Annotated in this window: 28 protein-coding genes, 2 riboswitches and 1 other annotated feature; of the genes, 6 read left to right on the top strand and 22 right to left on the bottom strand. The window is 36.9% G+C overall.

Annotation, left to right across the window (positions count from 1 at the left end):
- Positions 1-34: 34 nt before the first annotated feature.
- The 10 genes from purB to C9414_RS15620 all read right to left on the bottom strand — a co-directional run bounded on the left by purB (position 35) and on the right by C9414_RS15620 (position 8410).
- Entirely contained in the window at positions 35-1330 is a 1296-nt protein-coding gene (purB, locus tag C9414_RS15660; RefSeq protein WP_024426701.1) for an adenylosuccinate lyase, read from the bottom strand.
- Positions 1327-2469: a 5-(carboxyamino)imidazole ribonucleotide synthase gene (gene purK / locus C9414_RS15655; protein WP_107164010.1), complete on the bottom strand. Its 1143-nt coding sequence runs from the start codon at positions 2467-2469 to the stop codon at positions 1327-1329. Before purK ends, purB begins: the two co-directional genes overlap by 4 nt.
- Positions 2462-2950 (bottom strand): 5-(carboxyamino)imidazole ribonucleotide mutase, encoded by a 489-nt coding sequence (gene purE / locus C9414_RS15650; protein WP_039183007.1) that lies wholly within the window; start codon positions 2948-2950, stop codon positions 2462-2464. Before purE ends, purK begins: the two co-directional genes overlap by 8 nt.
- Before the next feature lie 169 nt (positions 2951-3119).
- Positions 3120-3221, bottom strand: a riboswitch (purine riboswitch).
- Between the two features lie 79 nt (positions 3222-3300).
- Entirely contained in the window at positions 3301-3501 is a 201-nt protein-coding gene (locus tag C9414_RS15645) for an NETI motif-containing protein (RefSeq protein ID WP_012009137.1), read from the bottom strand.
- Positions 3498-4052 carry a DUF2179 domain-containing protein gene (locus C9414_RS15640; RefSeq protein WP_024424505.1) on the bottom strand — a complete coding sequence of 185 codons (555 nt, stop codon included), beginning with the start codon at positions 4050-4052 and terminating at the stop codon, positions 3498-3500. Before C9414_RS15640 ends, C9414_RS15645 begins: the two co-directional genes overlap by 4 nt.
- Positions 4053-4256: 204 nt before the next feature.
- Complete coding sequence (locus tag C9414_RS15635) at positions 4257-5048, bottom strand: hypothetical protein (RefSeq protein WP_107164009.1); 792 nt, start codon at positions 5046-5048, stop codon at positions 4257-4259.
- A gap of 219 nt (positions 5049-5267) precedes the next feature.
- Complete coding sequence (locus tag C9414_RS15630; protein WP_047202807.1) at positions 5268-5447, bottom strand: YezD family protein; 180 nt, start codon at positions 5445-5447, stop codon at positions 5268-5270.
- A gap of 11 nt (positions 5448-5458) precedes the next feature.
- Positions 5459-5620 (bottom strand): hypothetical protein, encoded by a 162-nt coding sequence (locus C9414_RS20280; protein ID WP_166644707.1) that lies wholly within the window; start codon positions 5618-5620, stop codon positions 5459-5461.
- Between the two features lie 206 nt (positions 5621-5826).
- Positions 5827-7152: an NCS2 family permease gene (locus C9414_RS15625; RefSeq protein ID WP_041087063.1), complete on the bottom strand. Its 1326-nt coding sequence runs from the start codon at positions 7150-7152 to the stop codon at positions 5827-5829.
- A 144-nt stretch (positions 7153-7296) separates the two neighbouring features.
- Positions 7297-7398, bottom strand: a riboswitch (purine riboswitch).
- A 115-nt stretch (positions 7399-7513) separates the two neighbouring features.
- Positions 7514-8410 carry a LysR family transcriptional regulator gene (locus C9414_RS15620; protein ID WP_107164008.1) on the bottom strand — a complete coding sequence of 299 codons (897 nt, stop codon included), beginning with the start codon at positions 8408-8410 and terminating at the stop codon, positions 7514-7516.
- 100 nt (positions 8411-8510) lie between these two features.
- On the opposite strand from C9414_RS15620, the gene C9414_RS15615 reads away from it, so the two are divergent.
- Positions 8511-9698, top strand: a complete 1188-nt coding sequence (locus C9414_RS15615) for an MFS transporter (RefSeq protein WP_107164007.1) — start codon at positions 8511-8513, stop codon at positions 9696-9698.
- A gap of 18 nt (positions 9699-9716) precedes the next feature.
- Here C9414_RS15615 and C9414_RS15610 read toward each other — a convergent pair whose 3' ends face one another.
- On the bottom strand, positions 9717-11162 hold the full coding sequence (locus C9414_RS15610) for a DUF4179 domain-containing protein (protein WP_107164006.1): 1446 nt from the start codon (positions 11160-11162) through the stop codon (positions 9717-9719).
- Positions 11131-11676: a sigma-70 family RNA polymerase sigma factor gene (locus tag C9414_RS15605; protein WP_107164005.1), complete on the bottom strand. Its 546-nt coding sequence runs from the start codon at positions 11674-11676 to the stop codon at positions 11131-11133. Before C9414_RS15605 ends, C9414_RS15610 begins: the two co-directional genes overlap by 32 nt.
- Positions 11677-11855: 179 nt before the next feature.
- On the opposite strand from C9414_RS15605, the gene C9414_RS15600 reads away from it, so the two are divergent.
- A complete protein-coding gene (locus C9414_RS15600) occupies positions 11856-12041 on the top strand; it encodes a hypothetical protein (protein ID WP_047202812.1) in 186 nt (61 codons plus the stop codon).
- Between the two features lie 4 nt (positions 12042-12045).
- A complete protein-coding gene (locus tag C9414_RS15595; RefSeq protein ID WP_107164004.1) occupies positions 12046-12645 on the top strand; it encodes a GNAT family N-acetyltransferase in 600 nt (199 codons plus the stop codon).
- 59 nt (positions 12646-12704) lie between these two features.
- On the opposite strand, the gene C9414_RS15590 is transcribed toward C9414_RS15595, so the two are convergent.
- The 10 genes from C9414_RS15590 to C9414_RS15570 all read right to left on the bottom strand — a co-directional run bounded on the left by C9414_RS15590 (position 12705) and on the right by C9414_RS15570 (position 20035).
- Entirely contained in the window at positions 12705-12995 is a 291-nt protein-coding gene (locus tag C9414_RS15590; RefSeq protein ID WP_107164003.1) for a YfzA family protein, read from the bottom strand.
- 158 nt (positions 12996-13153) lie between these two features.
- Positions 13154-13291, bottom strand: a complete 138-nt coding sequence (locus C9414_RS20275) for a class III lanthipeptide (RefSeq protein WP_181286159.1) — start codon at positions 13289-13291, stop codon at positions 13154-13156.
- Positions 13292-13349: 58 nt separating this feature from the next.
- Positions 13350-13988, bottom strand: coding sequence for an ABC-2 transporter permease (locus C9414_RS15585; RefSeq protein WP_107164002.1), 639 nt, complete (start codon positions 13986-13988; stop codon positions 13350-13352).
- Entirely contained in the window at positions 13985-14842 is an 858-nt protein-coding gene (locus C9414_RS15580) for an ABC transporter ATP-binding protein (RefSeq protein ID WP_107164001.1), read from the bottom strand. Before C9414_RS15580 ends, C9414_RS15585 begins: the two co-directional genes overlap by 4 nt.
- 130 nt (positions 14843-14972) lie before the next feature.
- Positions 14973-15089, bottom strand: coding sequence for a class III lanthipeptide (locus C9414_RS20395; RefSeq protein ID WP_189282667.1), 117 nt, complete (start codon positions 15087-15089; stop codon positions 14973-14975).
- Positions 15090-15121: 32 nt separating this feature from the next.
- Positions 15122-15238, bottom strand: a complete 117-nt coding sequence (locus tag C9414_RS20390; protein ID WP_189282668.1) for a class III lanthipeptide — start codon at positions 15236-15238, stop codon at positions 15122-15124.
- 36 nt (positions 15239-15274) lie between these two features.
- The gene (locus tag C9414_RS20385; RefSeq protein WP_219909119.1) at positions 15275-15394 is read right to left on the bottom strand and encodes a class III lanthipeptide; all 120 of its coding nucleotides are present in this window, start codon (positions 15392-15394) and stop codon (positions 15275-15277) included.
- A 59-nt stretch (positions 15395-15453) separates the two neighbouring features.
- The gene (locus C9414_RS20630) at positions 15454-15573 is read right to left on the bottom strand and encodes a class III lanthipeptide (protein WP_219909118.1); all 120 of its coding nucleotides are present in this window, start codon (positions 15571-15573) and stop codon (positions 15454-15456) included.
- A 66-nt stretch (positions 15574-15639) separates the two neighbouring features.
- Complete coding sequence (lanKC, locus tag C9414_RS15575; protein ID WP_107164000.1) at positions 15640-18234, bottom strand: class III lanthionine synthetase LanKC; 2595 nt, start codon at positions 18232-18234, stop codon at positions 15640-15642.
- A 37-nt stretch (positions 18235-18271) separates the two neighbouring features.
- Complete coding sequence (locus tag C9414_RS15570; RefSeq protein WP_107163999.1) at positions 18272-20035, bottom strand: ABC transporter ATP-binding protein; 1764 nt, start codon at positions 20033-20035, stop codon at positions 18272-18274.
- 659 nt (positions 20036-20694) lie between these two features.
- Here C9414_RS15570 and C9414_RS15565 point away from each other — a divergent pair.
- The 3 genes from C9414_RS15565 (at position 20695) to C9414_RS15555 (ending at position 24881) form a co-directional block, all read left to right on the top strand.
- Positions 20695-21582: a helix-turn-helix domain-containing protein gene (locus C9414_RS15565; RefSeq protein ID WP_107163998.1), complete on the top strand. Its 888-nt coding sequence runs from the start codon at positions 20695-20697 to the stop codon at positions 21580-21582.
- A 226-nt stretch (positions 21583-21808) separates the two neighbouring features.
- Positions 21809-22073, top strand: a binding site (T-box leader).
- Between the two features lie 57 nt (positions 22074-22130).
- Positions 22131-23792, top strand: coding sequence for a 2-isopropylmalate synthase (locus C9414_RS15560; protein WP_107163997.1), 1662 nt, complete (start codon positions 22131-22133; stop codon positions 23790-23792).
- On the top strand, positions 23793-24881 hold the full coding sequence (locus C9414_RS15555; protein ID WP_107163996.1) for a helix-turn-helix domain-containing protein: 1089 nt from the start codon (positions 23793-23795) through the stop codon (positions 24879-24881).
- The last annotated feature ends 2 nt before the right edge of the window (positions 24882-24883 follow it).

Here is a 24883-nt window from a genome sequence, read left to right as displayed (position 1 = left end):
GGATTGGGCGCCTGGCGAGCAGGCGGCCCGTTTCTTACGCAAGACCTAGACGTTCGAAAATCATATCGACATTTTTCAAATGATAATTGTAATCGAAGCAGTCAGCGATTTGTTCAGGTGTTAAACGTGACGTGATTTTTTCTTCTGCTTCTACTAATGAACGGAACGGCACTTGCTTCTCCCACGCTTCCATTGCCTTTGGCTGAACCGTGTCATATGCCTCTTCACGTGCCATGCCTGTATCGATTAGTGCAAGAAGAACGCGCTGTGAGTAAATTAAGCCAAGTGTGCGGTCCATGTTGCGTTTCATGTTCTCAGGGAAGACCGTCAAGTTTTTCACGATGTTTGAGAAACGGTTGAGCATATAGTTCAGTGCAATCGTAGCATCTGGTAAAATGATGCGCTCAGCAGATGAATGAGAAATATCACGCTCATGCCAAAGCGGCACATTTTCATAAGCTGTCAGCATATATCCACGGATCACACGGGCAATCCCAGTCATATTCTCAGAACCGATTGGGTTACGCTTATGCGGCATCGCTGATGATCCTTTTTGTCCTTTTGCAAAGAACTCTTCTACTTCACGTGTTTCACTCTTTTGTAGACCACGAATTTCAACAGCAAATTTCTCAATGCTCGTTGCCACTAAAGCAAGAGTAGCCATGTAATCTGCATGGCGGTCACGCTGCAAGGTTTGGGTTGAAATTGGTGCAGCTTTGATGCCAAGTTTCTCACATACATATTGCTCAACAAACGGGTCGATGTTCGCATATGTGCCAACAGCTCCAGAGATTTTGCCGTATTCAATGCCAGCTTTTGCTTGTTTAAAACGTTCTAGGTTACGCTTCATTTCTTCGTACCAAAGTCCAAGCTTCAGGCCAAATGTTGTCGGTTCAGCGTGTACACCGTGTGTACGGCCCATCATGACGGTATATTTGTGCTCTTTTGCTTTTTCTTTTAGTATGTCAACAAATCTCTCAATGTCCTTGAGCAAGATATCATTCGCCTGTTTTAATAGATATGAAAGCGCCGTATCCACTACGTCTGTCGATGTTAATCCGTAATGAACCCACTTTCTTTCCTCTCCTAGAGATTCAGATACAGCACGCGTAAAGGCAACCACGTCGTGGCGCGTGTCTTGTTCAATCTCCAGAATACGTCCAATATCAAAGCTTGCATTTTTACGCATTGTCACAACGTCTTCTTTCGGAATGACGCCAAGCTCTGCCCAAGCTTCACAAGCGAGAATTTCTACTTCAAGCCATGCATTAAATTTGTTTTCCTCTGTCCAGATTGCTGACATTTCTGGTCGTGCGTAACGTTCGATCATTTCCCGTTTCCTCCATCTCTTTCAGTCCATATCTTTGTGATGTTTGTCATCCATTCATCATCGAGCTGTTTCATAAACGTCATATGCCCCATTTTGCGGCCGGCTTTTACTTCATGCTTTCCATATAGATAAAGCTTCGCTTCTTTGAGAAGCTCAGGATGCTCTTTTGGAATGTCCACTTCATCGCCTAATAAATTCACCATCATTCCCTCTGATAAAAGGGCTGTACCGCCAAGTGGCAGACCACATATAGCGCGGACGTGCTGTTCAAACTGACTTGTCTCACATAAATCGAGCGTATAATGACCAGAATTATGCGGGCGTGGTGCCAGTTCATTGACGAGCAGCTTTCCGTCATTTGTCAGGAACAGTTCTACAGCAAGGGTACCAACCAGCCCTAGCTTTTCAGCCAGTGTTGTTGCCAGTTCTTTCGCCTTCTCCTGAATGCGGTTCTCTACCCTTGCAGGTAAAATGCTTTGGAACAAAATATTATGCTTATGAATGTTCTCAGCGACTGGGAATACTGCGATCTCTCCATGAACAGAACGAGTGACGATCACCGAAAGCTCCATTTGGAATGGAACCCAGCTTTCTAAAATACAAGTTCCATGTGTGAGAAGTGCAGCTGCTTCTGGAAGCTGTCCTTTTTCTTTGATGACGTACTGTCCTTTTCCGTCGTAGCCGCCTCTGCATGTTTTCAGCACGGCTGGCAAACCGAGCGCGTCCACTGCATCTTCCAGCTCTTTCTCATCATGAATGATGCGGTAAGGTGCTACTTCACAGCCTGCGTCTACAATCCCTTTTTTCTCGGTCTCACGATTTTGAGTTAAAAGAAGAAGGTCGCTTCCTTGTGGTAAATAGGCTTCTTCCTTCAGCTGATTCAGTGCATCATAATCGATATTTTCAAACTCATAAGTCACCACATCGCTGATTTCTGCCAGCTTTCGAATCGCTTCAAGATCACTATATGCGGCTGTGATTTCTGTATCGGCAACCTGTCCGCAAGGAGATTGTGTGACCGGGTCTAGAACTGCTGCCCGGTACCCCATTTGCTTTGCGCTGACAGCCATATATCTGCCAAGCTGTCCGCCGCCGATGATGCCGATGGTTGCGTTTGGAAAAATGGTCTGCTTAGCCAAGCTGATCACTGCTTTCTAGTACAGTCTGTTTTGTCTGCTCTCTTCTTTCTTCAAGGCGAGCTGCGATTGTTTCATCAAATGCTGAAATCATTTGTGCGGCAAGAAGGCCTGCATTTGTTGCACCTGCTTTGCCAATTGCTACTGTAGCAACTGGTACACCGCCTGGCATTTGAACGATGGATAATAAGGAATCCAGCCCGTTTAGTGCTTTTGATTGTACAGGCACACCAATGACCGGCAGTGTCGTTTTTGCTGCGACCATTCCCGGTAAATGTGCTGCGCCTCCAGCACCGGCAATGATGACCTTTAGTCCTTTACCTCTTGCTTCAGTCGCATATTCAAACATCAAGTCAGGTGTCCGGTGTGCGGATACTACCTGTTTTTCATACGGAATGTTTAATTCCTCTAAGATGTCGCACGCATTTTTCATTGTTTCCCAATCAGATGTACTTCCCATGATGACACCTACAAGCGGCTTCATTTTGTCCCCACCTTTAAGCTGATATTCGATTTTGTATCGTTTGACACGCTTCCCAAACCTAAGCAGCTTGTCAAACGCCGAACAAAAAGGCCCGATTTGCATTGCATTGTTAGGAAGCAACACAAACCGGGCCATGGTAAGCGCTGTTCGCTTTTGAATTGCCATGTCAGTTTTGTTCACTATCCTGCATAGTCCAGTCATTTACGGTAACTGGGTAGAAACTTATGGGCCATATTCCCAAGATTATATGAGGCTCGTGTTTTGATTTCATGTTTATCTTAACAACGGATGTTCATGATGTCAACGGATTTATCGAACAATCTATGAAGTCGTCGTTTTAATGTTCGGATTTAGACTATTTTTCCTTCAAATACGATTTTTTTCCCAATCGGAATGATCTGAATCGACCCATTTTCCTTCTTTTCCTGAAAAATCGGTTCCTCCATTCGTCGGACAGGCGAGTAGCCTTCCGCTGCCATCTGGGACAACACTTGATCAATCGTCATGTTGTCTTCCACATAGAATTTTTTCTTCTTTGGTTTTGCGGTCATTCTTTAATTCTCCTTTTCTTCACAGCCTTCACCCAGAAGCCGCCGTGAATCGATTTGGGCTCATATGAAATGATAAACGCCTTTGAATCCAGCGTCTTAATCGTTTCATATAATTGCAGTTCATATTTTCTCGGTGTTAAAATTTGCAATGCTGTCCGGTCTCCTTCAAGACCGCCTGCTACCCAGCTCGTGACACCATATCCTTTTTCTCTCAATTGTCTTGGGAGATCGACATCCAATTCTTTTGTGATCACGTTAACAGTTGTGTAGCCAAGTGCCAGCTTCTCTTCAATTTTCATCCCGACAATGATTCCCATTCCATAACCTAGCGCATACGCAATGACATTTTGTATTTGATCTAAGTTATCTAGAACGATACTTAACCCAATGACATAAATGAGCATTTCGATCGTACCCGCAAAAGCAGCTGCGTACCTTCTGCCTTTCATTGTTAAAATCAAACGCATGGTGGAAAAAGAAACATAGACAATATTAATCACTAAAATGATTAAAACCATGGTGAACGCATTGGATAAAAGTTGTTGAAGCACGATTCGAACCCCCTGCACTAAAAAATCAAATAAAGCACCCCATATTCTACTAGAGAACATACCTTGATACAATCAAATTTACGCGATCAAAACACATATATCTTTCGACAACAAGGGTGGTCTTTGTTACCAAGAGTTTACCCGTTTTTTTCTCTTCTCAACATGAAAACCCCCTTTTTCAAAAAAGGAGGTTTTCAGTGTGTTTTATCCGAATCGAACAGGAACAAGTGATGGAATCAAATACTCCCCGACTATGCCCCAGAGCAGCGCAATGATGACAAGCTCAACCAATAAAAAGATCCAGCCTGCATACATCAAATCTCCACGTACGGCATCATGCTCCGATTGAATCGAGCGAAAGAGCACGACCGCAATCAACTGAAGGCCGACAAACATCATCACGGATAATATGACGGTCACATATGGAATATTCAGCATGGCAAATACAAGCCAAAGGATGGATAAAACCAACACCGGCACAAGCGCAGCACCAAACTTCATGATCACTTCTTTCAGTGATATGTTTCCTTTTAGCATGTATTTTCCGAGCAGCCAGACGGTGAGCATCATCAATGTCAACACAATGAGTGTAAAGACTGCAACCCTCAAAAAGGCGTCACCAAAAGAATAATGAATGCCAAAGCCTAATAAACGGGTTTTTGACGCCTTTAATTGAACATAGTTGCCTAAAGCAAAAAACACACTGAATAACACAATCGAGATCCAGGCGTACTTCATACGCAATGTTTCCGCTTGATTGATGGCCTGGCTCGGTGATTTTAACATCGCCAGTCCATATGAACCATAGCGCTTAAACGCGCCTCCTACACCTTGCAGCATACGCTGGATGGTTGAAAGCTCATCCTCTGCTGATTTTGAGATTCTTCCACGTTTTGCAGCGCTGCGGCTGAGGCGGGATTGCCTTGTTTCTTGATCTATTGATGACTCTTCATTTTTCTTTTCAGATGTCCTCTGATCTTGATCTTTCTCTAACATCTATATCAACTCCTATCCAATCCTTACAGGTTCAAGTGAATGAACTGTTCGGATGACTCCTCTTAAAGTAGCGGAGTCTCTCTATTCAGTCAAGATTCCTTGACGTTCATACGAATAGACGGATAAAAGGCAGCAGAGGTTTTAAAATGGAGAGAAAATAAGACAAAACAAAAAAGCTGACGGCCTCCATCAGCTTTTTATCAATGTTGAAATTCATGGTCAACGATAGTGACTCCGCTTTCCTTGCTGAACTCGGAGATTCTCCTGATGAGCGGGGAACCGAGTCTTTTTGGTCGTATCGACCTGTGTAATATGTCCATTATGAATGGTGATGACCACTGATCCATAGTCGATCCCTTTTAAGGCAGATAAAATATAATTCAGCTTTTGTTCATCCATCGCTCATCCCCCTATTTTTGTTTTCGCTCTTTTAAATAGAGAACCTCATTTTCCAGCTCATGAATTGTATAATGCATGAGCGCTTCCTGCTTTTCTTCATGCCCCCATAAAAGGAGCTTTTGAATCAGCACCTGCTTTTTTCGTTCAATCACCTGTCTAAGCCAGCGTGACAAAAGACATCTCCTCCCCTTTTGAATGTCTGCAAGAAAAAAAGGCACCCTGAAACCTTCTATTAAAAAAGGAAATCAAAGCGCCTTTGGTGATCCAATCAGCGAATTATGTCTTTTTATCATAAACACATAATTCCTATAAGTCAACTATGTTTTGATTTTTTTAACAAAAAACAGCAGCCCCATGAGCTGCTGTTTCAGATGTTCAATTAATGATTTAAGAAAGCGAAATATAGAATAAAGATGACAAACAATCCGTACATGATTGGATGCACTTCTTTGGCTTTCCCTTTAAAGATCATCGTAATCGGGTAGAAAATAAAGCCAACCGCAATCCCTGTTGCAATACTGTATGTCAGTGGCATCATAATCATCGTTAAGAACGCTGGTACCGCAATTTCAAAGCGATCCCATGCAATCTTTGCAAGCGGAGCGACCATCAGTGCACCAACAATAATCAAAGCAGGTGCTGTCACATTAGGTGTAACAATGGATAAAAGCGGTGAGAAGAACATCGCCAGCAAGAAGAAAATCCCTGTGACGACAGCTGCAAAACCAGAACGCGCACCAGCAGCAACGCCTGAGCTAGATTCAACATAAGATGTTGTTGTAGATGTACCAAGAACAGAACCTACAACAATAGAAGAAGAATCCGCCAGCAGTGCTCTTCCTGCACGAGGAAGCTCATTATTTTTCATTAAACCAGCCTGTGTTGCCACAGCTACAAGCGTACCAGCTGTATCAAAGAATCCAACGAAAAGGAACGTTAAGATCACAATAAGCATTTGAATCGAGAATATTTCTGGTAAGTGAATCAAGGCTTGACCAAAGGTTGGAGACAAACTTGGAATACTTCCCACAATCTGAGACGGTACTGGTATAAGACCAAAAAGCATCCCGGCAATAGCAGTCACAAGCATCCCAATGAAGACACCTGAATTCACACGAAGAACCATTAATATAACAGTCACTACGATACCAAACACCGTTAACAGAACTGGACCACTATGAATATTTCCAATCGAAACGAGTGTATTATCATTATTGGCGATAATGCCAGAGCCTTGTAGACCAACAAACGTAATGAACAAACCAATACCTGCACCAACTGCCAGCTTCAGCTCAGCTGGAATGGCATTGATGATTTTTTCACGGAAACCTGTTAAAGAAAGGGCAACGAAAATCAATCCTGAAACAAACACACCTGAAAGTGCTGCTTCCCATTTAATGCCCATGCCAAGCACAACCGAAAAGGCGAAGAACGCATTCAGACCCATACCTGGTGCAATTGCAATCGGATACCTGGCGATCAATCCCATCAGGAAACACCCTGCAGCAGAAGCTAACGCCGTTGCTGTAAAGACAGCGCCCTGATCAATACGTAATTTATCTGGAAAATCCGGTACCGACACTAATGCAAGTGTGATCGGATTAACAAACAGAATGTAAGCCATCGACAAAAATGTGGTTAAACCACCGATGATTTCTCTGCGGTAATTCGTTCCTAACTCATCAAACTGAAAATACTGTTTCAAGCCAACTGACTCCCTTCATGTCCTTTTGTTTTAGTCTGTCCCATTCACTAGTCAAATAAAAAACGCCCCAACAATTTTGGGACGCTTGACTACATATGTGAATTCAGACTGTGACATAAAACAAGAACAATGCATGATTTATATCAAACGAGTGTGAATTGACGTAGTCAAGCCATTTACGGTAGCTTGGTAGAAACTTGCGGGCCATATCCCCGCGATTATACGACTTCTATCTATTTGATTTCTGTGTCTATTGTACCAACTTCATTTTTAAAATACAATATGAAAAGCGAACATTTTTCAAAGAAATGTCCGCTTCATTCGTCTTATTACACGAATTTGGAAATTCACATCTAGTTCTTTATACACCCTTCTCCAAATCCTTCTCTTTTGCAAAAACCGTTTCGGCTACATGGAAAAACTCTTTCACTGCTGGAGAAGCTTGGGAGAGAGAGGGACAAGCGAGCGCAACCTCACGATGATGAGAGACATTCAGCTGACGAATATGCACAAGCTGCTGCGTTTTTAAAAACAACTCCGGACCAATTGTGACGCCGAGTCCTTCCCCTACCATACGAGCAATGGTCGTACAATCATGAACTTCAAATAAAACAGCTGGCTTCATTTGCGCCTCCGAAAAAATATCCTCTACATGTGATTGATACATGCCAGTCGGCATAATAAATGGTTCACCCGCCAAATCTGTTATATCTACAATGGGCTGCTGTTCATATCGATGATTTGGGTGATAGGCGACGACCATCTCATCTTTCATAAGCGGCAGTAAATCAAAGGCTTCATCCGCATGGCCTTTCACAACAAATCCAACATCAATGATGCCAGAATCCAGCCACTCCAATATTTCTTCATACGTTCCCTCATAGAATTTAAATTCGATTTTTGGATGTTTTTTCTGATAGCTCACAAGCAGTTTAGGTAATAAACAAGCAGAGGCACTGGCAAATGTGCCAATACGAATCAAACCTGTTTCAATATTTTTCGTTAATGCAATTTCTTGCTGGATTTTCTCCACTCTATTTAACACTTCTCTAATATGCGGGAGAAGCGTTTGACCAATGTCCGTCAGCATAATGCCCTTCTTTCGGTCACGAATGAATAAAGACACGCCCCACTCTGACTCTAAATTCGCCACTGCATGACTCACAGCTGACTGCGTCATATTTAATGCTTCAGCTGCTGCTGTAAAACTGCCAAGCTCCACCACTTTTGCGATAATATCAAAACGAACAAAGCTCATGAGTATTTACTCATCTCCTTCATGAAAAACATCAATTTTACTTATGTTAGCACGGAATTTAAACTAAAGACAACGTATCAACATGAAGGAAGGGTTCAAAATGAAAAACACATCTCATCAGCTATTGATTGTTCTTTTAGCTGTCGGTTCATTTGTCACAGGCACGTCAGAATTCGTCGTGTCAGGGATTCTAGATATCATTGCTGTCGATTTACACATCTCCATTCCTGCTGCCGGTCAGCTCATCACCGTCTATTCTCTTTTTTATGCAGTAGGCGCTCTCTTTTTAGTCATGGTAACGTCGAAACTGAACCGAAAAAAGGTTTTGTTATCAGCTATTTTTGTGTTTATTTTAGGCAATATGCTCGCCTTTTTCAGCCATCATTTTGTGCTGCTCCTGCTATCTCGTGTCATTATGGCCATGAGCGGCGGCTTATATATTGTCGTTGCCACGAATTATGCAGCGCAGATCGCCCCGCCAGAAAAAAAGGGGAGTGCAATGGCGACGGTCATCACTGGATTCACCATTTCACTCGTACTTGGTGTGCCGATTGGAACATTTCTATCAGGTCATGTGGATTGGCACTATATTTTTCTCATCATTGCACTAGGTTCTGCTTGTCTCTTCTTGCTTCTTTATCAATTGCTGCCACGCATAGAGGGACATTCTCATCTGCCATTGAAGCAGCAATTACACATCCTTCAAGACCGCAGGGTAATCAGCGGTTTAGCCACAACCGTCTTTTGGATCTTAGGCTACACGATGGTCTTTGCTTATATCTCTCCTTTATTGCGACAGACCGCCGGCTTTTCACTTGAAATGACAAGCATGGCCTTGCTCGTTTTAGGAATTTCTGCTTTTATTGGCTCACGCTTTGGCGGCTTTGCCGTCGATCAATGGGGACCAAACCGAACGATCTCAATCAGCATCACGATTCAGATGTTCGCTCTCTTTACCTTATTCTTTACGCAATTCTCTACAATTAGCGTCTTGATCACGCTTGCCATTTGGGGCATCGCTACATGGACAACAACACCAGCGAAGCAGTTTTATCTGATCTCCCTTAAACCACAAGCATCAGAAACCGTGCTGAGCTTTAATACAGCGATTATGAACATCGGCATGATGCTCGGATCGTCTATGGGCGGCGTGATTATTCAGTATACAAATGTAACGAATTTAAGTTGGATTGGTGGGATAGCTAGTTTTGTGGCGTTGATGTTGATTCGGTATTCGTTCAATCGTCATCGACTGGTAGAACAACAGACAAAAAGCGAACATGTGTAATCATGTTCGCTCTTTTATTTATTGACTAGCTTTTGAAGTTTCTTTTTTGACTGGAATGGTTACCTTTATCTCTTTTTTCGGTGCCAACAGATTCAGATCTGACAAATTAAGATAAAGCCCATAATCCTTAAATGAAAAATGGTTTAATGATAATTTGTCTAACTCCTTCACATCAAAATCAAAGGTGGATTGCATAGAAGCTGTCTTCAAATTCGTCACCTTCGCATGGTTCCCCTTCAAGTAATATCCGTTTTCGTAATTTGCTTCAGGATCGGACCATGATTTCATTTTTTTAACATCGCCTAATCCAATTGATTCACCGACATTCTTCATATCAGCCTCATCTAATTTTTCCTTATCTACTCCAGTAAATTGATAATCAACTGTTACAGAACGCCCTTTTTGCTTTATTTTATTGATCTTAATCCCAATTCCATGGTGCTTTGTTCTGAACTGAACAGGCAGCTGATTCTGGAGTGAAATGATTTTGCTTTCTTCATGTTCATATATCCCATTTAGGTAAAATGTCAGTTCAGTAGTGTTTGGAGAAATTGGCTTATTCAAAATGGTCAAAGCATTTTGTCTAGTTTTTTCAGTTGAAAGTTTTTTTCCCTTTAATGTTGCTGCATTCTTAAGCCTGTACTTACTTCCCAAATTATCTTTCATTATATCTATAGAGATATCATCATCTTTTGCGACACCATTGTAATCAATCGCATATTGAATTACAGAGGAATTCACTCCATTTTCAACCTTTATATCTTTCAACTGATAACGTCCATTTAAAATAGATACTTCTTTTTGACCTGCAAATAAAGTGGTTTTTTGCTTAACTACAGGCAACTCAAAGCGCCAATTCCCTACAATATCTCCAATTTTCGAAATCACGAGTTGTGCTTTTTGGCCTTGCTTAATCATCTGTCCATTTGTATAGAATTCCATTCGTCCAGCATATCGACCATCTTTTAATTTTTTCAACTCCGGACTATCTATATTGGGTTGAAAATTTTCATTGATCTGATCTGAATCAATGTTGATCGGTATAAAGTCTTCTTTTGTATGGAAATTCTCCACAGTAAACGTATAAACAAGCCGCCCAGCATCATAATACACACTGTTTACTTTCACAGTAACCCCTCTTGATTCAGCCCCCTCATTGACATGCTTTACCAAATCACTCTGAAAAAGAGACATTCCTACTTTATCGTGAAACATCATATAAAACTGTCCAATAATCGGCACACGTGCCATCGCTGTATTAAGAGACGGGAAAAGGAAACCAGATGAAAAATAAAGAACAACAAGGGCGATGACTGAGTATATTGGCGTTCTCCAGTTCCATTTGAACCAATGTCTTTTCTGTTCCGCTTTTACATCTCCTATTGCTTGACGAATCGCAGAGGTTACTTCAACCGTTGGTACATCAATCTCATCATAGAGCTTTTTCATTTCTTTTTGTTCCATCGACACTCTCCTCCTTCTCCAATGTTTGCTTTAATAGCTTTCTTGCTCGATACAAATGAGTTTTGACCGTACCTTCAGGCACACCCATCTGTTCAGAAATCATTGAAATCGAATAATCTTGAAAATAAAATAGCTGAATCACGAGCTGATATTGCTCATCTAACACTTCAAGTGCATTTTTTAAATCAAGCTTGTCTTCCAAAAAATCATGTCGCTCAACGCTCTCATGATGCTGTTCAAACGGAACAACATCTTGCTGCTTTTTCTTCATCGCAAAAATCGTATGAATCAAAATCCGCGTCAGCCAGGTAGAAAAATAAGCCGGTTCTTTTAAGCCAGATAGATGCTTAAACGCTTTAATGACCGTCTCTTGAACAGCATCTAACGAATCCTCTTTATTTCTTGTATAGAGAAAAGCCGTTTTATATAAACGCTCTTGATACATCAGCATTAATTTCTCAAATGCCGAGACATTCCCTTTTTGTGCTTTTTTAATTAGACGCACTTGCTTCATCTCATCCACACCTCCTACACCTGTTAGAGCAAGGTTTCTCTCAAACGGTTTCAACAAACTAAAATTTCTTTTCCTTACCATATGTCGGACAAAAATAGAAAAAGTGAAGAACAGGCCGCAAAGATTATGTTGCATATTTGATATAATGGAAGAAATATCTACAAGAAGGAGTATGCCGATTGTTTCTATTTGAAGAACCCGTATGTGCTAGCTGTCAGAAGAAGATAGAAGGTAACGAAGAAGTGTACGTCAAGCTCGTCTATCCAAAGAGACGCGGAATGACAGAGGTAAAGGCTTGGCTGAGGAATGAAGGGGTTTTTTATTGTAAGGCATGTACAGAACAAAAGACATTGCATGGAGGATAACCAAATGAACAAAATCAACTTTCCACAAACATTTCCAACCATACATACCGAAAGACTAATCTTAAAACAAGCGACGATCGAAGACGCTGAGGATATGCACATCTATTTATCCAATGAAACCGTGTGCCGCTACATGGGCATTGATGCTCATGAATCCATCGAGGACACAAAAGGAGAAATCAAGTGGTATGACAACATCTTCAAAGAACAAACAGGCATCCGCTGGGGCATTTCTCTAAAAGACAACCCAGCCATCATCGGCAGCTGCGGCTTTCTCAACCTAGAAAAACAGCACTGCCGCACCGAAATTGGCTATGAATTACACCACGATCATTGGAGAAAAGGTATCATGAGTGAGGCAATCGCTGCGGTGTTACGATATGGGTTTCAGGAGATGAACCTGAACCGGATTGAAGCCATTATTGATCCTGAAAATACATCTTCTATTAAATTAGTTGAAATGCTCTATTTTGTAAAAGAGGGGTTATTAAGAGAGTACGAGTCAGGTCAAAAGGGATTTGATAATGTGTTTATGTATTCTATTCTAAAAATGGAATTCCACAGATTATACGAGATGAAGAATAAGGCAAAATCCCTCTATTAAAAAACTATTAGAGGGATTCAGAGTCAAATTAACGTGTTTCTTGTTTTCTTAATAAATATTTATCCATTTCGAATATCTTTCATAATACCTGTTGTCATATGTATAATTGTAATTGCCCCAAAAAAAATGGTGAACAGATTATACCAAGGAGTTTCATAAAAGGTAAAATACCTTTGATATAAATCCAAATCTATAATATTTTCAATAAACGTACCATTGATCCCCCTCATGTTAGGACCAATTCCGGTTCTCTCTACAAACATAATGTATAGCTGTGATGCAATAAAAGCTAAAAAGGTGTGAAACCAACTGCGTTTGATTAAAGAACGCTGGCTGTTTTTTTTGTCCACATCTTCACACTCCCTTCTGAATTACTGCCTAGTAAGAATGTATCTTTAATCTTTCTTTTAGCTCACTTTTTTACTTACAATAAAATTTCTTACATTTGGACAAAACATCATAATGGGCTAAATTTTTTCAAAAATTCTCACAAAGAAATTAGATTACATTACGATGCATGATTATCACAATGGTTACTCAGGAGTGAAATAAAAGTAGTGGGTATTACTGTAATTGTTGTTATTGTTGGTCCTATTTCTGGTTGCTCTTCATTGTTAAGTTGTTGTAATTCTAATACCTTTTTCATTATTATTCCTCCAAATTTTATTGATGAATAAATTCACCAGTTTTTATTCATGATTATTTTAAAATTCTTTGCGTTTAACAAGCGAACACGAGATTAGATATGAAATGATTAAAAAGAAAACTGATAAGCCGAAAAACACGACTGAAAATATCATGTCAGCAATTCTATTCGATTCTAGTACAAGCTTAGCCACAAAAGCTAACGAGAAAAACACACCAAAAGAAAAACCCAAACTATATATGGTTATCGAATCAGATTTTTCAATTCCTAATTTATATGTCAAAGGATATAGCATAGCACCCACACATATAATTAATCCTAATCCTCTCAATAGCTGGTTGTAATATTCAAAGGTTAAAGAAGGAAATAATAAAAGATCAATTAAAAAAAATAAACCAAAACTTAAAAGAAAACTTAAAGTTATTAAAATTAAAAATGTAATGTACTTAGCCTTAACTAAATTTGTTCTTTTAACCGGTAACGTAAATGAAAATTTGTCCCAACCAGATTTCACATCATATTTTAATATTTCAAATGATTTTACAGGAATAATTAAAAAGGGTAACAAGACAGCTACTTTAAATACAATTTCACTTTTTGTTAATAAAAGGAATAGCATACTTAATACAGAGAGGATGATAGCGGTTTTAATTCCTTTTTGTATAATGTAAATATCGTTTAAAATTAACCCCTTCATATTCTTTTTCCTCTTAATAACATTAATGTTATTTCATTAAGTGAGGAATTTTTCCGAAAAAAGCGAACAGGAATTACTTTATCATTTGATACAAGTACTTCTATCAAATCTTTATTTTTATAAGTATAGGCAAGTGCTATCTCTTTAACCATTTCTAAGTCCTTTGATTTACATTCTAAAATAGAATAGTCATCAAGAAGTTTGCTTTTACTAATATCTAATAGAATTTCACCGGACTTTATAAATAAAAGATGATCAGCGATTAACTCTATATCACTAATAATGTGCGAAGATAGCAAAATTGAACATTCATTATTCTTTACGTAATCCTTTAAGATAGTCAAAACTTCATCTCTACTAACAGGATCTAGTCCGGAGGTTGCTTCATCTAGTAATAACAACTTTGCATTATGAGAAAGTGCTACAGAAATAGACAACTTCATAGACATTCCTCGCGAGAGTTTACCTACTAACCCATTCTTAGGTAATGAAAATAAATCTATATACTTAAAAAACTTTTCATTATCCCATTGACGATAGATATTTGATAACACCCGTGATAATTGCTTAATACTTATGTTTTCTGAAAAATTATTATTATCAAAAACAACACCTATGTTCTCTTTTATCGAAATATCATTATGGGGTTCTACTCTATCAAAGATTTTAATCGTTCCATTTTGTTTTTTTAATGAGTTTAATATCGTCCCGAAAGTTGAGGTTTTGCCGGCACCATTTTCCCCAATAAAGCCAACAATTGAAGACTTAGGAATCTTAAATGATATATCTCTTAATTGAAAATCGGAATGAGAGTACTTTTTTGAAACCTTTTGCACTTCTAATACGTATTCCACTCTATTCACCTTTCTTAATAAACAGGAAAAGGATTTACTATCCTTTTCCTAGTTTTTCAGATTGACTTCAATTATAATTGATATTTCAAATATTTTACATGTGAAATTCGAACTTATTTTTTTGCTTTTTTTAGCAATTGTTACTAACTGTTGAGCTCCCCACTAATGTGGTAAAAATCGTATACCATCTTTCAGGCTCTACTTCAGAATTCTCAGTTAATTGTTGTAATTTCAATACATCTTTCATTATTATCCCTCTTTTCAATATGAGTAAATTTTTTAGCAGTTATTACTTATGGTTGAGCTCCCCACTAATGTGGTAAAAATCGTATACCACGCCTCTGGACTTACTTCAGAATCTTCATTTAATTGCTGGAGTTTTAAAACTTCATTCATAACTATCCCCCACATTCAGAAATTTTTTCACCGATATTATTTGCAGTTATTGCTAACCGTTGAACTTCCCACTAATGTTGTGAAAATCGTATACCATCTCTCTGGTTCTACTTCAGAACCTTCTGTTAATTGTTGAAGTTTTAAAACATCTTCCATCCTTTCTCACCTCCTTTCAAGGAAAATATAGACTTTATAGTTCAACTAGATATTATCAATTAACAGTGATTACTAATCGTTGATAATGTGACTGAAATGGTTGTAATAGTAAACCACACTTCCTCCTTTTTTGTTTCAGAATTCTCTGTTAATTGTTGAAGTTTTAAAACATCTTTCATATTTTCACGCCTCCACAAATTTTAGTTTAAATCTCAAAGTCACTTAAAATAAATCAAATGAGTTTTTCACATCACTTTCAATAAATTCCCTCTAGTTTTCTCTAAAAATTGATCAATATGAATAATCGGCAACCAATACATAGGGTTTGAATATTGAAGTGACTTTAAGCCTAATATGATTCCTGCACTTCCAGAATAAAAATCATCTGATAAGCGATAACAAAAATTTCCTGGAAACAAAATTTGATCATCTTTATATATAAGAAATAATTCTAATTTTCTCTTTACCAGATCTATTTCATCTGATAATATTTGTTTATTTTTAATCATTGATGGAATTAAAAGAAAACTGCCCACTCCATCGAAAAGTCCTCCACTAAATGCACATCTAACTTTATTTAAATTAATGATTTTCTCCATCTCTAATTCAAATAGATTGCTTGAATTTATATAGTTTAAGTACCAAATAGCAACTCCAATTCCTATGGAACCTCCTGATAAATAAGGTAGCAATCGATGATTATCATCAAATGTTTGCAAAGTGTTTGTACTAGAATCCACTTTACACCTTTTCAGGTCTCTATTTATATATTCGATCGATTTTAAATAGTAATCTCTTTTCTTAGTAATTGAGAACAAAGCTGTATAAAATAAAGATATTCCTGACCACCCATCAATTAATCCAATAGGAACTCCCGTCCAATCTGTCGATGTCAATTTAATTTCTTCCCTTACTTTGTTTTCAATAATATTTGCTATCTCTTCACAAATAGCTAAGTATACTGATTTATTTTCTTCTAAATACAAACTGATTAATGATAATCCTATTCCAGGCAAACCTGATCTTAATGACATATCATTCATACTAGAGTATTCAATTTTTCTGAATAACTTTTTTGCCTCCTCTTTGTAACCTAGTTCATATAAAATGACTCCAATACCTGCTTTTCCTGTAAACAATCCATCCTCTTCAAAATGATCCAAGTTTTTAATTAAAACATTGGAAACCCATTCAATCACTTGTCTGTTTAAACTTCCAGATCTAGATAAAGCTAAAATTGATCCTGTTCCACCGGTAAGTATATTAAATTTTCCATCTGTGTTAACAAACTGTCTAACATCCCCATGAACCAAAGAACTATCAGGCAAAAGATTATTTTCTATTCCATTTCTCAGACCACTAATAATTGTTGAAATATCATTCCTTTTTGTCATTTCCGCGCGAATATTCTGTTGAAATGTTTGCTCTTTAGTTTCTGATAGTTCTTCATCACATTCTTTTTCTATATTCAAAACAAATTCATAAACCTCTTTTCCAAATTCACGTTCTATCCAATTTCTATGTGTATTTTTAATACTCGGCTCTAGGTCAGTAACAGGGCCAATAGGTAAAATGCAAAAGTGCAAAATTTTCTTGATAGCATACCAATCTCGTTCTTTATGATTTTTATTTTTCACATGAGTAAAACCGATTGTTTGCAAAGTACTTTTTTCTTCAAGTTTTGCACTAGCTGCTGACTCAAAGTCAATAATTTTCACATCCAAATCAGGTGTAATCATTATATTTAACGGCTGTAAGTCTCCCATGCCAATATCTCTTTCATGCATTTTTTTAACTGTGGTGATTAACTTATTTAAAATGATTTTTACTTTCCTGATATATGCATCTTTATCATTTTCCAAGTTGAATGGATAGTTTACTGCACACCAAGATTGTAAAGTTAAACCCTCTATAAATTCTTCCACAAGAAACACATGCTTCCACGTTTTGAAATAATCAACAATATTTACTACTCCACTAATATCTGCAAGCTTAGTCAGAGCATCATGTTCAATGTTCAAACGATCAATAGCATCATTATATTCTCCATCCAGACCTACTTTCGGTCTACCTTCTTTAATGACCACACTTTTTTGATCCAATTTCCTTATACCTGTGTATATCCCACCTCCATTATTAAATCTAAGAACGCCTTGAAAGTCATAACCATTAAATTTCTCATTTTCTTCATTTTCATGGGAAATATTTATTGAATCTAAATATTGATCTAACTCCTTTACAAATTCGGGAACTTTATAATATGGTTGTCTGTTATCTAGAATGAGATTTCCCTGTTCATCCTTTATGCAAAGTTCACCTTTTTCGTTATAAATATTTTTGAAAGCTCCATATCTATAATATATGTTGCTATCTTTCCATGATTTATCATTAAGAATATATGGGCCATTCTCGTAACCTCGTAACTCTTCATACAAATCGTTGAGCAATTGTAAAAACTCATTATCTGTTGGAGGGTATATCGCTATAAACTTCCCCGAAGAAATTCTATTTCCATGCTTTGAATTTAAATTGAATAACGTCTGCTTGTCCTTAATATGCTTAAAAGCAACTTTTCGCTTAAACAATAATTTGCTTACCACTTTTAAAATATCTTGTGCATCATTTATTGTCGCACTTATATGTATTTTCCATCCTTGTTCTTTTATATTGATGCTAGGGTTAGAATAATAAATCCATGGTGAATTCTCTTCTATTGTTATCTTGTAACCTTTAGGTAAGTTTTCAATCTCGTAAGGTCTGCTTGGAATTAAAGATTTTTTCTCTACATAATAATTAGAATCATCACTCATATGCTGAAAATAAACAAATTTCTTATCCATCTTAATGTTCTCCTTACTCAATTAAGTCATTTTTTTATTAACTGCTTTCTTGCAGATCATTTTTTGTTTCTTTAAACTGTTGCTCACAAAATTGACGATAAAGTTGATGATTATTTTTTAATTCGTGATGCTTCCCATTCCCTGTTACCTCACCATTCTCCATAAAAATAATGTTATCGGCGTTAATAATAGTTGATAATCTATGTGCTATTACAATAGATGTTCTACCTTTTATGATTTTCATCATCGCTTCATTTACGAATTTCTCTGATTGACTATCTAAATTTGAAGTAGCTTCATCTAAAAAAATAATTTTTGGATCTTTTAGAAACATCCTTGCAATAGCAATTCTTTGCTTTTGTCCACCAGATAAATTCAAACCTTTTTCTCCAATATCAGTATCTAATCCATTTGTAAATTTCCCCACAAACTCCCATGCATATGCCGATTTACAAGCATCGATTATTTTTTCTTCGTCTGGAATTTCATTTAAACCAAAGAGAAGATTCTCTCTTATTGTTCCACTTATTAAACTATGTTCTTGTGATACATATCCGATTTGATTGCGCCAAGACTTTAGGGAAAATGTTTCTATATCTTTCCCATCCATAAAAATTGTTCCACTAGTTGGTTTATAATATCGTTCCAATAGAGAAATTAGAGTTGTTTTACCACTACCACTAGGACCCACTAATGCATTTGTAGTTCCACCCTTGATAGTTAAATTTATATTTTTTAGTGAAAATGTGTCATTCTCACTGTAATAAAATCTTAAATCTCTAATGACTAAATCATTATTGGTTATAGTTAAATCTTCACCTTCACTTTGCAATTCTTCACTTTCAGATAATAATTGAGAAACCCTTTCAGTTGCTCCAATAGTTTTTTGTAATTGAGTGAAAAATAAACCAAAGTTTGTGATCGGACCTATGACATAAAATATAAGTGTTAAAAATGCAATAAATGTCCCTGGACTTAAATCTCCATTAGCTAATTTAACACCGCCCACCATAATAATGGTGACTATGATAATCATCATAATTAAATTAATTACTGGATTAACTAAGACCATCCATTTCGCTTGTTTTAAACTAATATTCTGTAACCTTTCAATATCTTGACTTCCTTTTTGAATTTGAAATTCCTCTGCTGTTGAAGATTTCACCAATTTAATAGCTGAGATTGTTTCAACAGCTCTTACATTTAAATTTCCTGTTAAAGTCTGAGTTAATTTTGAGAGTTTTGCTAATATTTTTCCTAATGGGATAAAGAATATTAAATAGAGTGGAATTGCAACAATAATGATCAATGTTAATTGCCAATCATAATAAAATAACCAAAATCCACAAAATAAAATCATTAAGACTGCGTTTACAAATTGTGAAAATGAATTACTAACCAAGTTATAAATTACAGAAGTATCATTTACAAATCTACTGGCTATATCTGCTGAACGGTTTTTGTCGTAAAAACCAATCGGTAATTTTACCATTTTCCTCCACAATAACATTCTGAGATTGGCCACTACTTTCAGTCCTTCAACACTCAACATATAACTACCAATCGCTCCTAAAATAGCACTAGATAAAAATATTCCGATTAGCGCGGTTAAATCCAAAGAGTGAATAGTGTTTTTGGAATTATATGAATCTATTATTTTCTTCAAAAAATGTGGTACTAAAGTCGAAGCAGTTGCACTTATTGCAGTTAAAATCATTGCAATGATAAACAAATTTATGCTGATTCTCGTTTTCCTAATTAAAGAAAAAAATACCTTCCACTTGGTTTCTTTGTATTCCATATTTATCACCTTTTATATTCTTTATTTAGTGAATATCGAGTTAGGTCTTCTTTAGGTGTGGGAGTATGTTATACATTTACTAAATAATTTGTATTGATCGGGATTATTTCAAATTATTATAATTAATGGGTTAAATTGTTATTATGTATATACTCCCACATTTTCCATTTAAAAGTCAATAAAAGATTCCAAAAAAATCAAACTTTGGTTCTGATATAAGGTTTCTCATAGTCATATCTAGGTGTATCTTTATTATTAATAACTATTTAAAAACTAATCATATGTTTGAAAATCCAATCGTTCGACTCAATTACTATACAGTTCATAATAATGATTCAGTCAAGAAAAGAAACTTCAAAATAATAAAAAAGCTCAGAAGCCTGTCATACAAGGATTCCAAATTTTTTAAAGCTTATATTCTATAATTTTATTTGTTTTTATAAAGAGAATTAGAATATCTTTCTTTACCAATTTTAAATCTGTGGAATAGCCATTTTTACACTGTTGTCACTTCATGTTGAGTTAAAATCACTATAGATATACCCGTTCGGGACTTAGGACAAGAATACCCATTCTACTATCAAAACTTAGCACAAAAAGTCAAGTTTCCTAAAGAGCATTTCCGCTATACTAAACTCGTAAGGCAAGGAGGTGCTCGGTTGTCCTATCAAGAACATGAGAAATCGATTCAAGAAACATTAAATTATATTGAACAGCATCTGAAAGATGATTTACCGCTTCAAACTCTAGCGAAACACTCTGGTTATTCTAGGTTTCACTTTCACCGTATCTTCAAAAGAGTGATTAAGAAATCAGTTGTGGATTATATAAGAGAACGACGGATGACCCAAGCGGCGAAGGATTTAATTCATACGGACCAAAGGGCGATAGATATCGCATTGCAGTATCGTTTTGGTTCACAGGAATCCTTCACTAGAGCCTTTAAGAAGATATATGACATGTCACCCGCACGTTATCGGAAGTTATTAAGGAATGTCATTGATGAGGAGGAAACAAATATGGCTGATAATCAGAACACACCTACTGGCTGGATTATGACGGGGGATACCCCATCTGACTATGAAACAGGTTTAGATAACAGAATTGTACACAGTGGTACGTACTCCGCTTACCTGAAATCAAAGGATGAAAAAGCACGAGGATTCGCGACATTGATGCAGCAAATTAAGTCTGATCGTTACCGAGGAGAACGCCTTCAATTTTCTGCTTTTGTCAAAAGCGAAGATGTGAAAGGTTCAGCTGGTTTATGGATGAGAATTGATCATTCTTCAGGTGAAGTTCTTGCGTTTGACAATATGATGAATCGTCCCATTACAGGGTCAAACGGCTGGAATCATTTTAGTGTAGTTCTAGATGTTCCAATAAAAAGTGAAGTCATTGCGTTTGGCATATTACTACATGGTCAAGGTCACATTTGGATGGACGAACTTAGTTTTAAAACTGTAGATGAAAGTGTGCCAGTGACAGAACAAAATACTGTGGATCATTTAGAGGATGAACCAGTGAATTTAAATTTTGAAGGCTAGCAGACTGAATTTAAGAGGAGGTTCATTGCCATGAAAAAAATTGGTGCGATTTTATTGTTCGCTATGAATTCACTCACCTTTATTTGTGGCCTTGGATTTTTATTTGGTGAAGAGGATTAAAAATGAAGATAAGACATCCATAGGACAAAAAAAATCAATTGAAAAAGATATCCCTGTCACTATCTCTTTTTTATAGACTTGGTATAATAGAAAAAATCAGAAAAATGAGAATGCGATGATAAGGAATAGTACTTGCCGAATTGTTTTCAGAAAGTTGCTGGCTGATGAGAAGCAATAACAAAAAGGCAGGGAACTCACCTTAGAGTAGCCTTAGTGAAATGAAAAGGATTGATGTAGTTAAGGTCGGCACCCCACCGTTATATGGGAAGGATATAAGATCAAACAATCTGTATCCGAATAAGGGCATGATAATGTTTGTTTATCATGAAACAGGGGTGGTACCGCGTAAGAAGAAGTCTTTCGTCTCCAAGTTAAATCTTGGGGGTGAAAGGCTTTTTTTATATTCTATTTTCTAGGAGGAATCGATGATGTTTAATCACAAAAAATACGAAAAGAAATACTTTTTGCCACCGAAGCTTACTTATGATTGGGTGAAGAAAGAAACATTAGAAAGTGCTCCGATATGGTGCAGTGTGGACTTACGGGATGGTAATCAAGCATTACCTATTCCTATGAACTTAGAAGAAAAATTAGAAATGTTTCAGTTACTAGTAGAGATCGGTTTTAAAGAAATTGAAATCGCATTTCCAGCTGCTTCTGATACAGAGTTTAGGTTTTTGCGGACACTGATTGATCATCATATGATTCCAGACGATGTCACGATTATGGTGATCACGCAAGCGAGAGAGCATATTATCCGCCGAACGTTCGAAGCCATTAAGGGGGTACCGAAAGCGATTGTTCATTTATATAATTCGACTTCAGAAGCGCAGCGCAGACAAGTATTTAAGAAAACAAAAGATGAAATTAAACAAATTGCCATTGATGGAGCTATTTTAGTAAAAGAACTTGCCGAAAAAACAACAAGTGATATTTATTTTCAATATAGTCCAGAAAGCTTTCCAGGAACAGAAGTTGATTATGCGTTAGATATTTGTAATAGTGTTTTAGATATTTGGAAACCGACACCAACTCATAAAGCAATCATCAATATTCCGACAACAGTTGAATATTCAATGCCTCATATCTTTGCAAGTCAGATTGAGTATATACACAAAAATCTGTCTTACCGAGACAGTGTGACATTATCTGTTCATCCTCATAATGACCGTGGCTCTGGGGTGAGTGATGCAGAATTTGGTGTTCTGGCTGGCGCAGAAAGAGTCGAAGGTACATTATTTGGTATCGGTGAACGTACAGGGAACGTTGACTTGATTACCTTGGCGATGAATATGTATTCACAAGGTTATGATCCAAAATTGAATTTCAATAACCTAGAAGCTATTCGTAAAAAATATGAAAAACTAACAAAAATCACTGTTCCTGAGAGACAGCCCTATTCTGGGGAGATGGTTTTCACCGCATTCTCTGGGTCACATCAAGATGCGATATCTAAAGGGATGAAATATAGAAAAGAAAATAATGTTGATAAATGGGACGTTCCGTATATCCCAGTAGATCCAGTTGACTTGGGTAGGAATTATCAAACGGATGTGATTCGAATCAATAGCCAGTCTGGAAAAGGCGGCATAGGCTATATACTAGAAACAAATTATGGCATTAAACTTCCTTATCAAATGAATGAAGCCATGGGATATGCAGCGAAAAAAGTATCTGATCAGACAAATAGGGAATTGTCTATCGAAGAAATATATCATGTTTTTGAAAAGCAGTATGTTAATTTTCACCCTCATTTCCAGCTGCTTGATTATCAATTTAATAAGGGAAATAAGCAGGAAGTCACCTTAACTTTGCTGAGAGATCAGCAACAAATTGACATACAAGGAACTGGCACTGGAAGTTTAGATGCCATCAGTAATGCGTTAAAAGCATATTTTCATCTCGAGTATGTTTTGGAAGTCTATGAACAGAATTCTTTGGGCAAGGATTCCGAAGCAAAAGCCTGTGCACAGATTGGAATTTCATCTCAAGGAAAAATGCATTGGGGTGCGGGAATTGATAAAGATATTATAGAAGCAACAGTAAAGGCCCTGGTGGTGGCAGTAAATAAACTAGAGGTTTGGATGTAGATGGAAAAAGATAAACTTGAAAAACATGAAGTGATGCAATATTTAAGAGAATATAACGAACAAGAAATCTTTTATCAACAATACCAACTGAAAAAGCATGACAACACATCATTGCAATTATTTTTGAAGGATTATGATAAACACAGTCTAATGCATAAACAAATATATATAGAAGAATTTTTGCTAAAAGGGCAGAATGAATTTGAAAAGGAAGATACCATGTGGTTAGATCAGGAGAAAGATATCGAAGTGAGAAAGTATAGCCGCTTTATGCCCCAATTGTCGGCTATCCATGATTTCTTTGAGATGATCTATGTTCTGGAAAATGAGATGTATGTAGAAGTGGAAGGCAAAAAAATGGCTTTAAAATCAGGAGATATTGCCTTTATTCCACCTAACACAATTCACAAGCCTATTGTAATGGAGAATACAATCGCAATGCAAATCATGATTCGTAAGAGTACTTTTCAAAAAGTGTTTTTTAAAATGTTAAAAGGAAATCATGTCATTTCAGAGTTCTTTTTGAATGCATTGTATATAAAAGAAAATAAAAATATTCTTATTTTCCATAGTCACTTGGATAAACATTTGCTAGACTGCTCTCTTCAACTATTTGCAGAAAATTATAATCGGTTCCCTAGTTACCAGTTGATTATGAATAATGTGTTTGAGATATTATTATGTCTCTTATTAAGATTCAAACCAAGCCATATGAACGTCAATCAGGTCAAACAATCTAGTGATATACGTATGATTCAAATGCTACAATATATTCAGCAATGTTGTGAGCATATCACCATCCAGGAGATGGCAGAGGAATTTAACCTTTCACAATCTTATCTGTCAAAATATATAGCTCGTAAGCTTGGCAAATCATTTCGTGAGATTCGACAAGAAATAAGATTGGAAAAAGCCTGCGAAATGCTCACTTGTAGCCATTTACAAGTAGATCATATTGCGGCAGCCGTTGGTTATCAAAATGCAGAGCATTTCATTCGTTTATTTAAGAAAAAGTATCACCTGACACCACATCAATATCGTTTAAATAATAGATCATGTCAAATCAATACTAATAAAAAGGAGAAATGATC

This window comes from Bacillus sp. Nf3 (assembly GCF_003028545.1).
Lineage (GTDB): Bacteria > Bacillota > Bacilli > Bacillales > Bacillaceae > Bacillus > Bacillus safensis.
This window is presented reverse-complemented; position numbering and strand designations above follow the sequence as displayed.

Excerpts from the sequence above, each read along its gene's own strand:
- purB (WP_024426701.1), bottom strand. The coding sequence starts at position 1,330 with ATGATCGAACGTTACGCACGACCAGAAATGTCAGCAATCTGGACAGAG.
- purE (WP_039183007.1), bottom strand. The coding sequence starts at position 2,950 with ATGAAGCCGCTTGTAGGTGTCATCATGGGAAGTACATCTGATTGGGAA.
- C9414_RS15645 (WP_012009137.1), bottom strand. The coding sequence starts at position 3,501 with ATGACCGCAAAACCAAAGAAGAAAAAATTCTATGTGGAAGACAACATG.
- C9414_RS15635 (WP_107164009.1), bottom strand. The coding sequence starts at position 5,048 with ATGTTAGAGAAAGATCAAGATCAGAGGACATCTGAAAAGAAAAATGAA.
- C9414_RS15630 (WP_047202807.1), bottom strand. The coding sequence starts at position 5,447 with ATGGATGAACAAAAGCTGAATTATATTTTATCTGCCTTAAAAGGGATC.
- C9414_RS15620 (WP_107164008.1), bottom strand. The coding sequence starts at position 8,410 with ATGAGCTTTGTTCGTTTTGATATTATCGCAAAAGTGGTGGAGCTTGGC.
- C9414_RS15615 (WP_107164007.1), top strand. The coding sequence starts at position 8,511 with ATGAAAAACACATCTCATCAGCTATTGATTGTTCTTTTAGCTGTCGGT.
- C9414_RS15610 (WP_107164006.1), bottom strand. The coding sequence starts at position 11,162 with ATGGAACAAAAAGAAATGAAAAAGCTCTATGATGAGATTGATGTACCA.
- C9414_RS15605 (WP_107164005.1), bottom strand. The coding sequence starts at position 11,676 with ATGAAGCAAGTGCGTCTAATTAAAAAAGCACAAAAAGGGAATGTCTCG.
- C9414_RS15595 (WP_107164004.1), top strand. The coding sequence starts at position 12,046 with ATGAACAAAATCAACTTTCCACAAACATTTCCAACCATACATACCGAA.
- C9414_RS20275 (WP_181286159.1), bottom strand. The coding sequence starts at position 13,291 with ATGAAAAAGGTATTAGAATTACAACAACTTAACAATGAAGAGCAACCA.
- C9414_RS15585 (WP_107164002.1), bottom strand. The coding sequence starts at position 13,988 with ATGAAGGGGTTAATTTTAAACGATATTTACATTATACAAAAAGGAATT.
- C9414_RS20395 (WP_189282667.1), bottom strand. The coding sequence starts at position 15,089 with ATGAAAGATGTATTGAAATTACAACAATTAACTGAGAATTCTGAAGTA.
- C9414_RS20390 (WP_189282668.1), bottom strand. The coding sequence starts at position 15,238 with ATGAATGAAGTTTTAAAACTCCAGCAATTAAATGAAGATTCTGAAGTA.
- C9414_RS20385 (WP_219909119.1), bottom strand. The coding sequence starts at position 15,394 with ATGGAAGATGTTTTAAAACTTCAACAATTAACAGAAGGTTCTGAAGTA.
- C9414_RS20630 (WP_219909118.1), bottom strand. The coding sequence starts at position 15,573 with ATGAAAGATGTTTTAAAACTTCAACAATTAACAGAGAATTCTGAAACA.
- lanKC (WP_107164000.1), bottom strand. The coding sequence starts at position 18,234 with ATGGATAAGAAATTTGTTTATTTTCAGCATATGAGTGATGATTCTAAT.
- C9414_RS15570 (WP_107163999.1), bottom strand. The coding sequence starts at position 20,035 with ATGGAATACAAAGAAACCAAGTGGAAGGTATTTTTTTCTTTAATTAGG.
- C9414_RS15560 (WP_107163997.1), top strand. The coding sequence starts at position 22,131 with ATGTTTAATCACAAAAAATACGAAAAGAAATACTTTTTGCCACCGAAG.
- C9414_RS15555 (WP_107163996.1), top strand. The coding sequence starts at position 23,793 with ATGGAAAAAGATAAACTTGAAAAACATGAAGTGATGCAATATTTAAGA.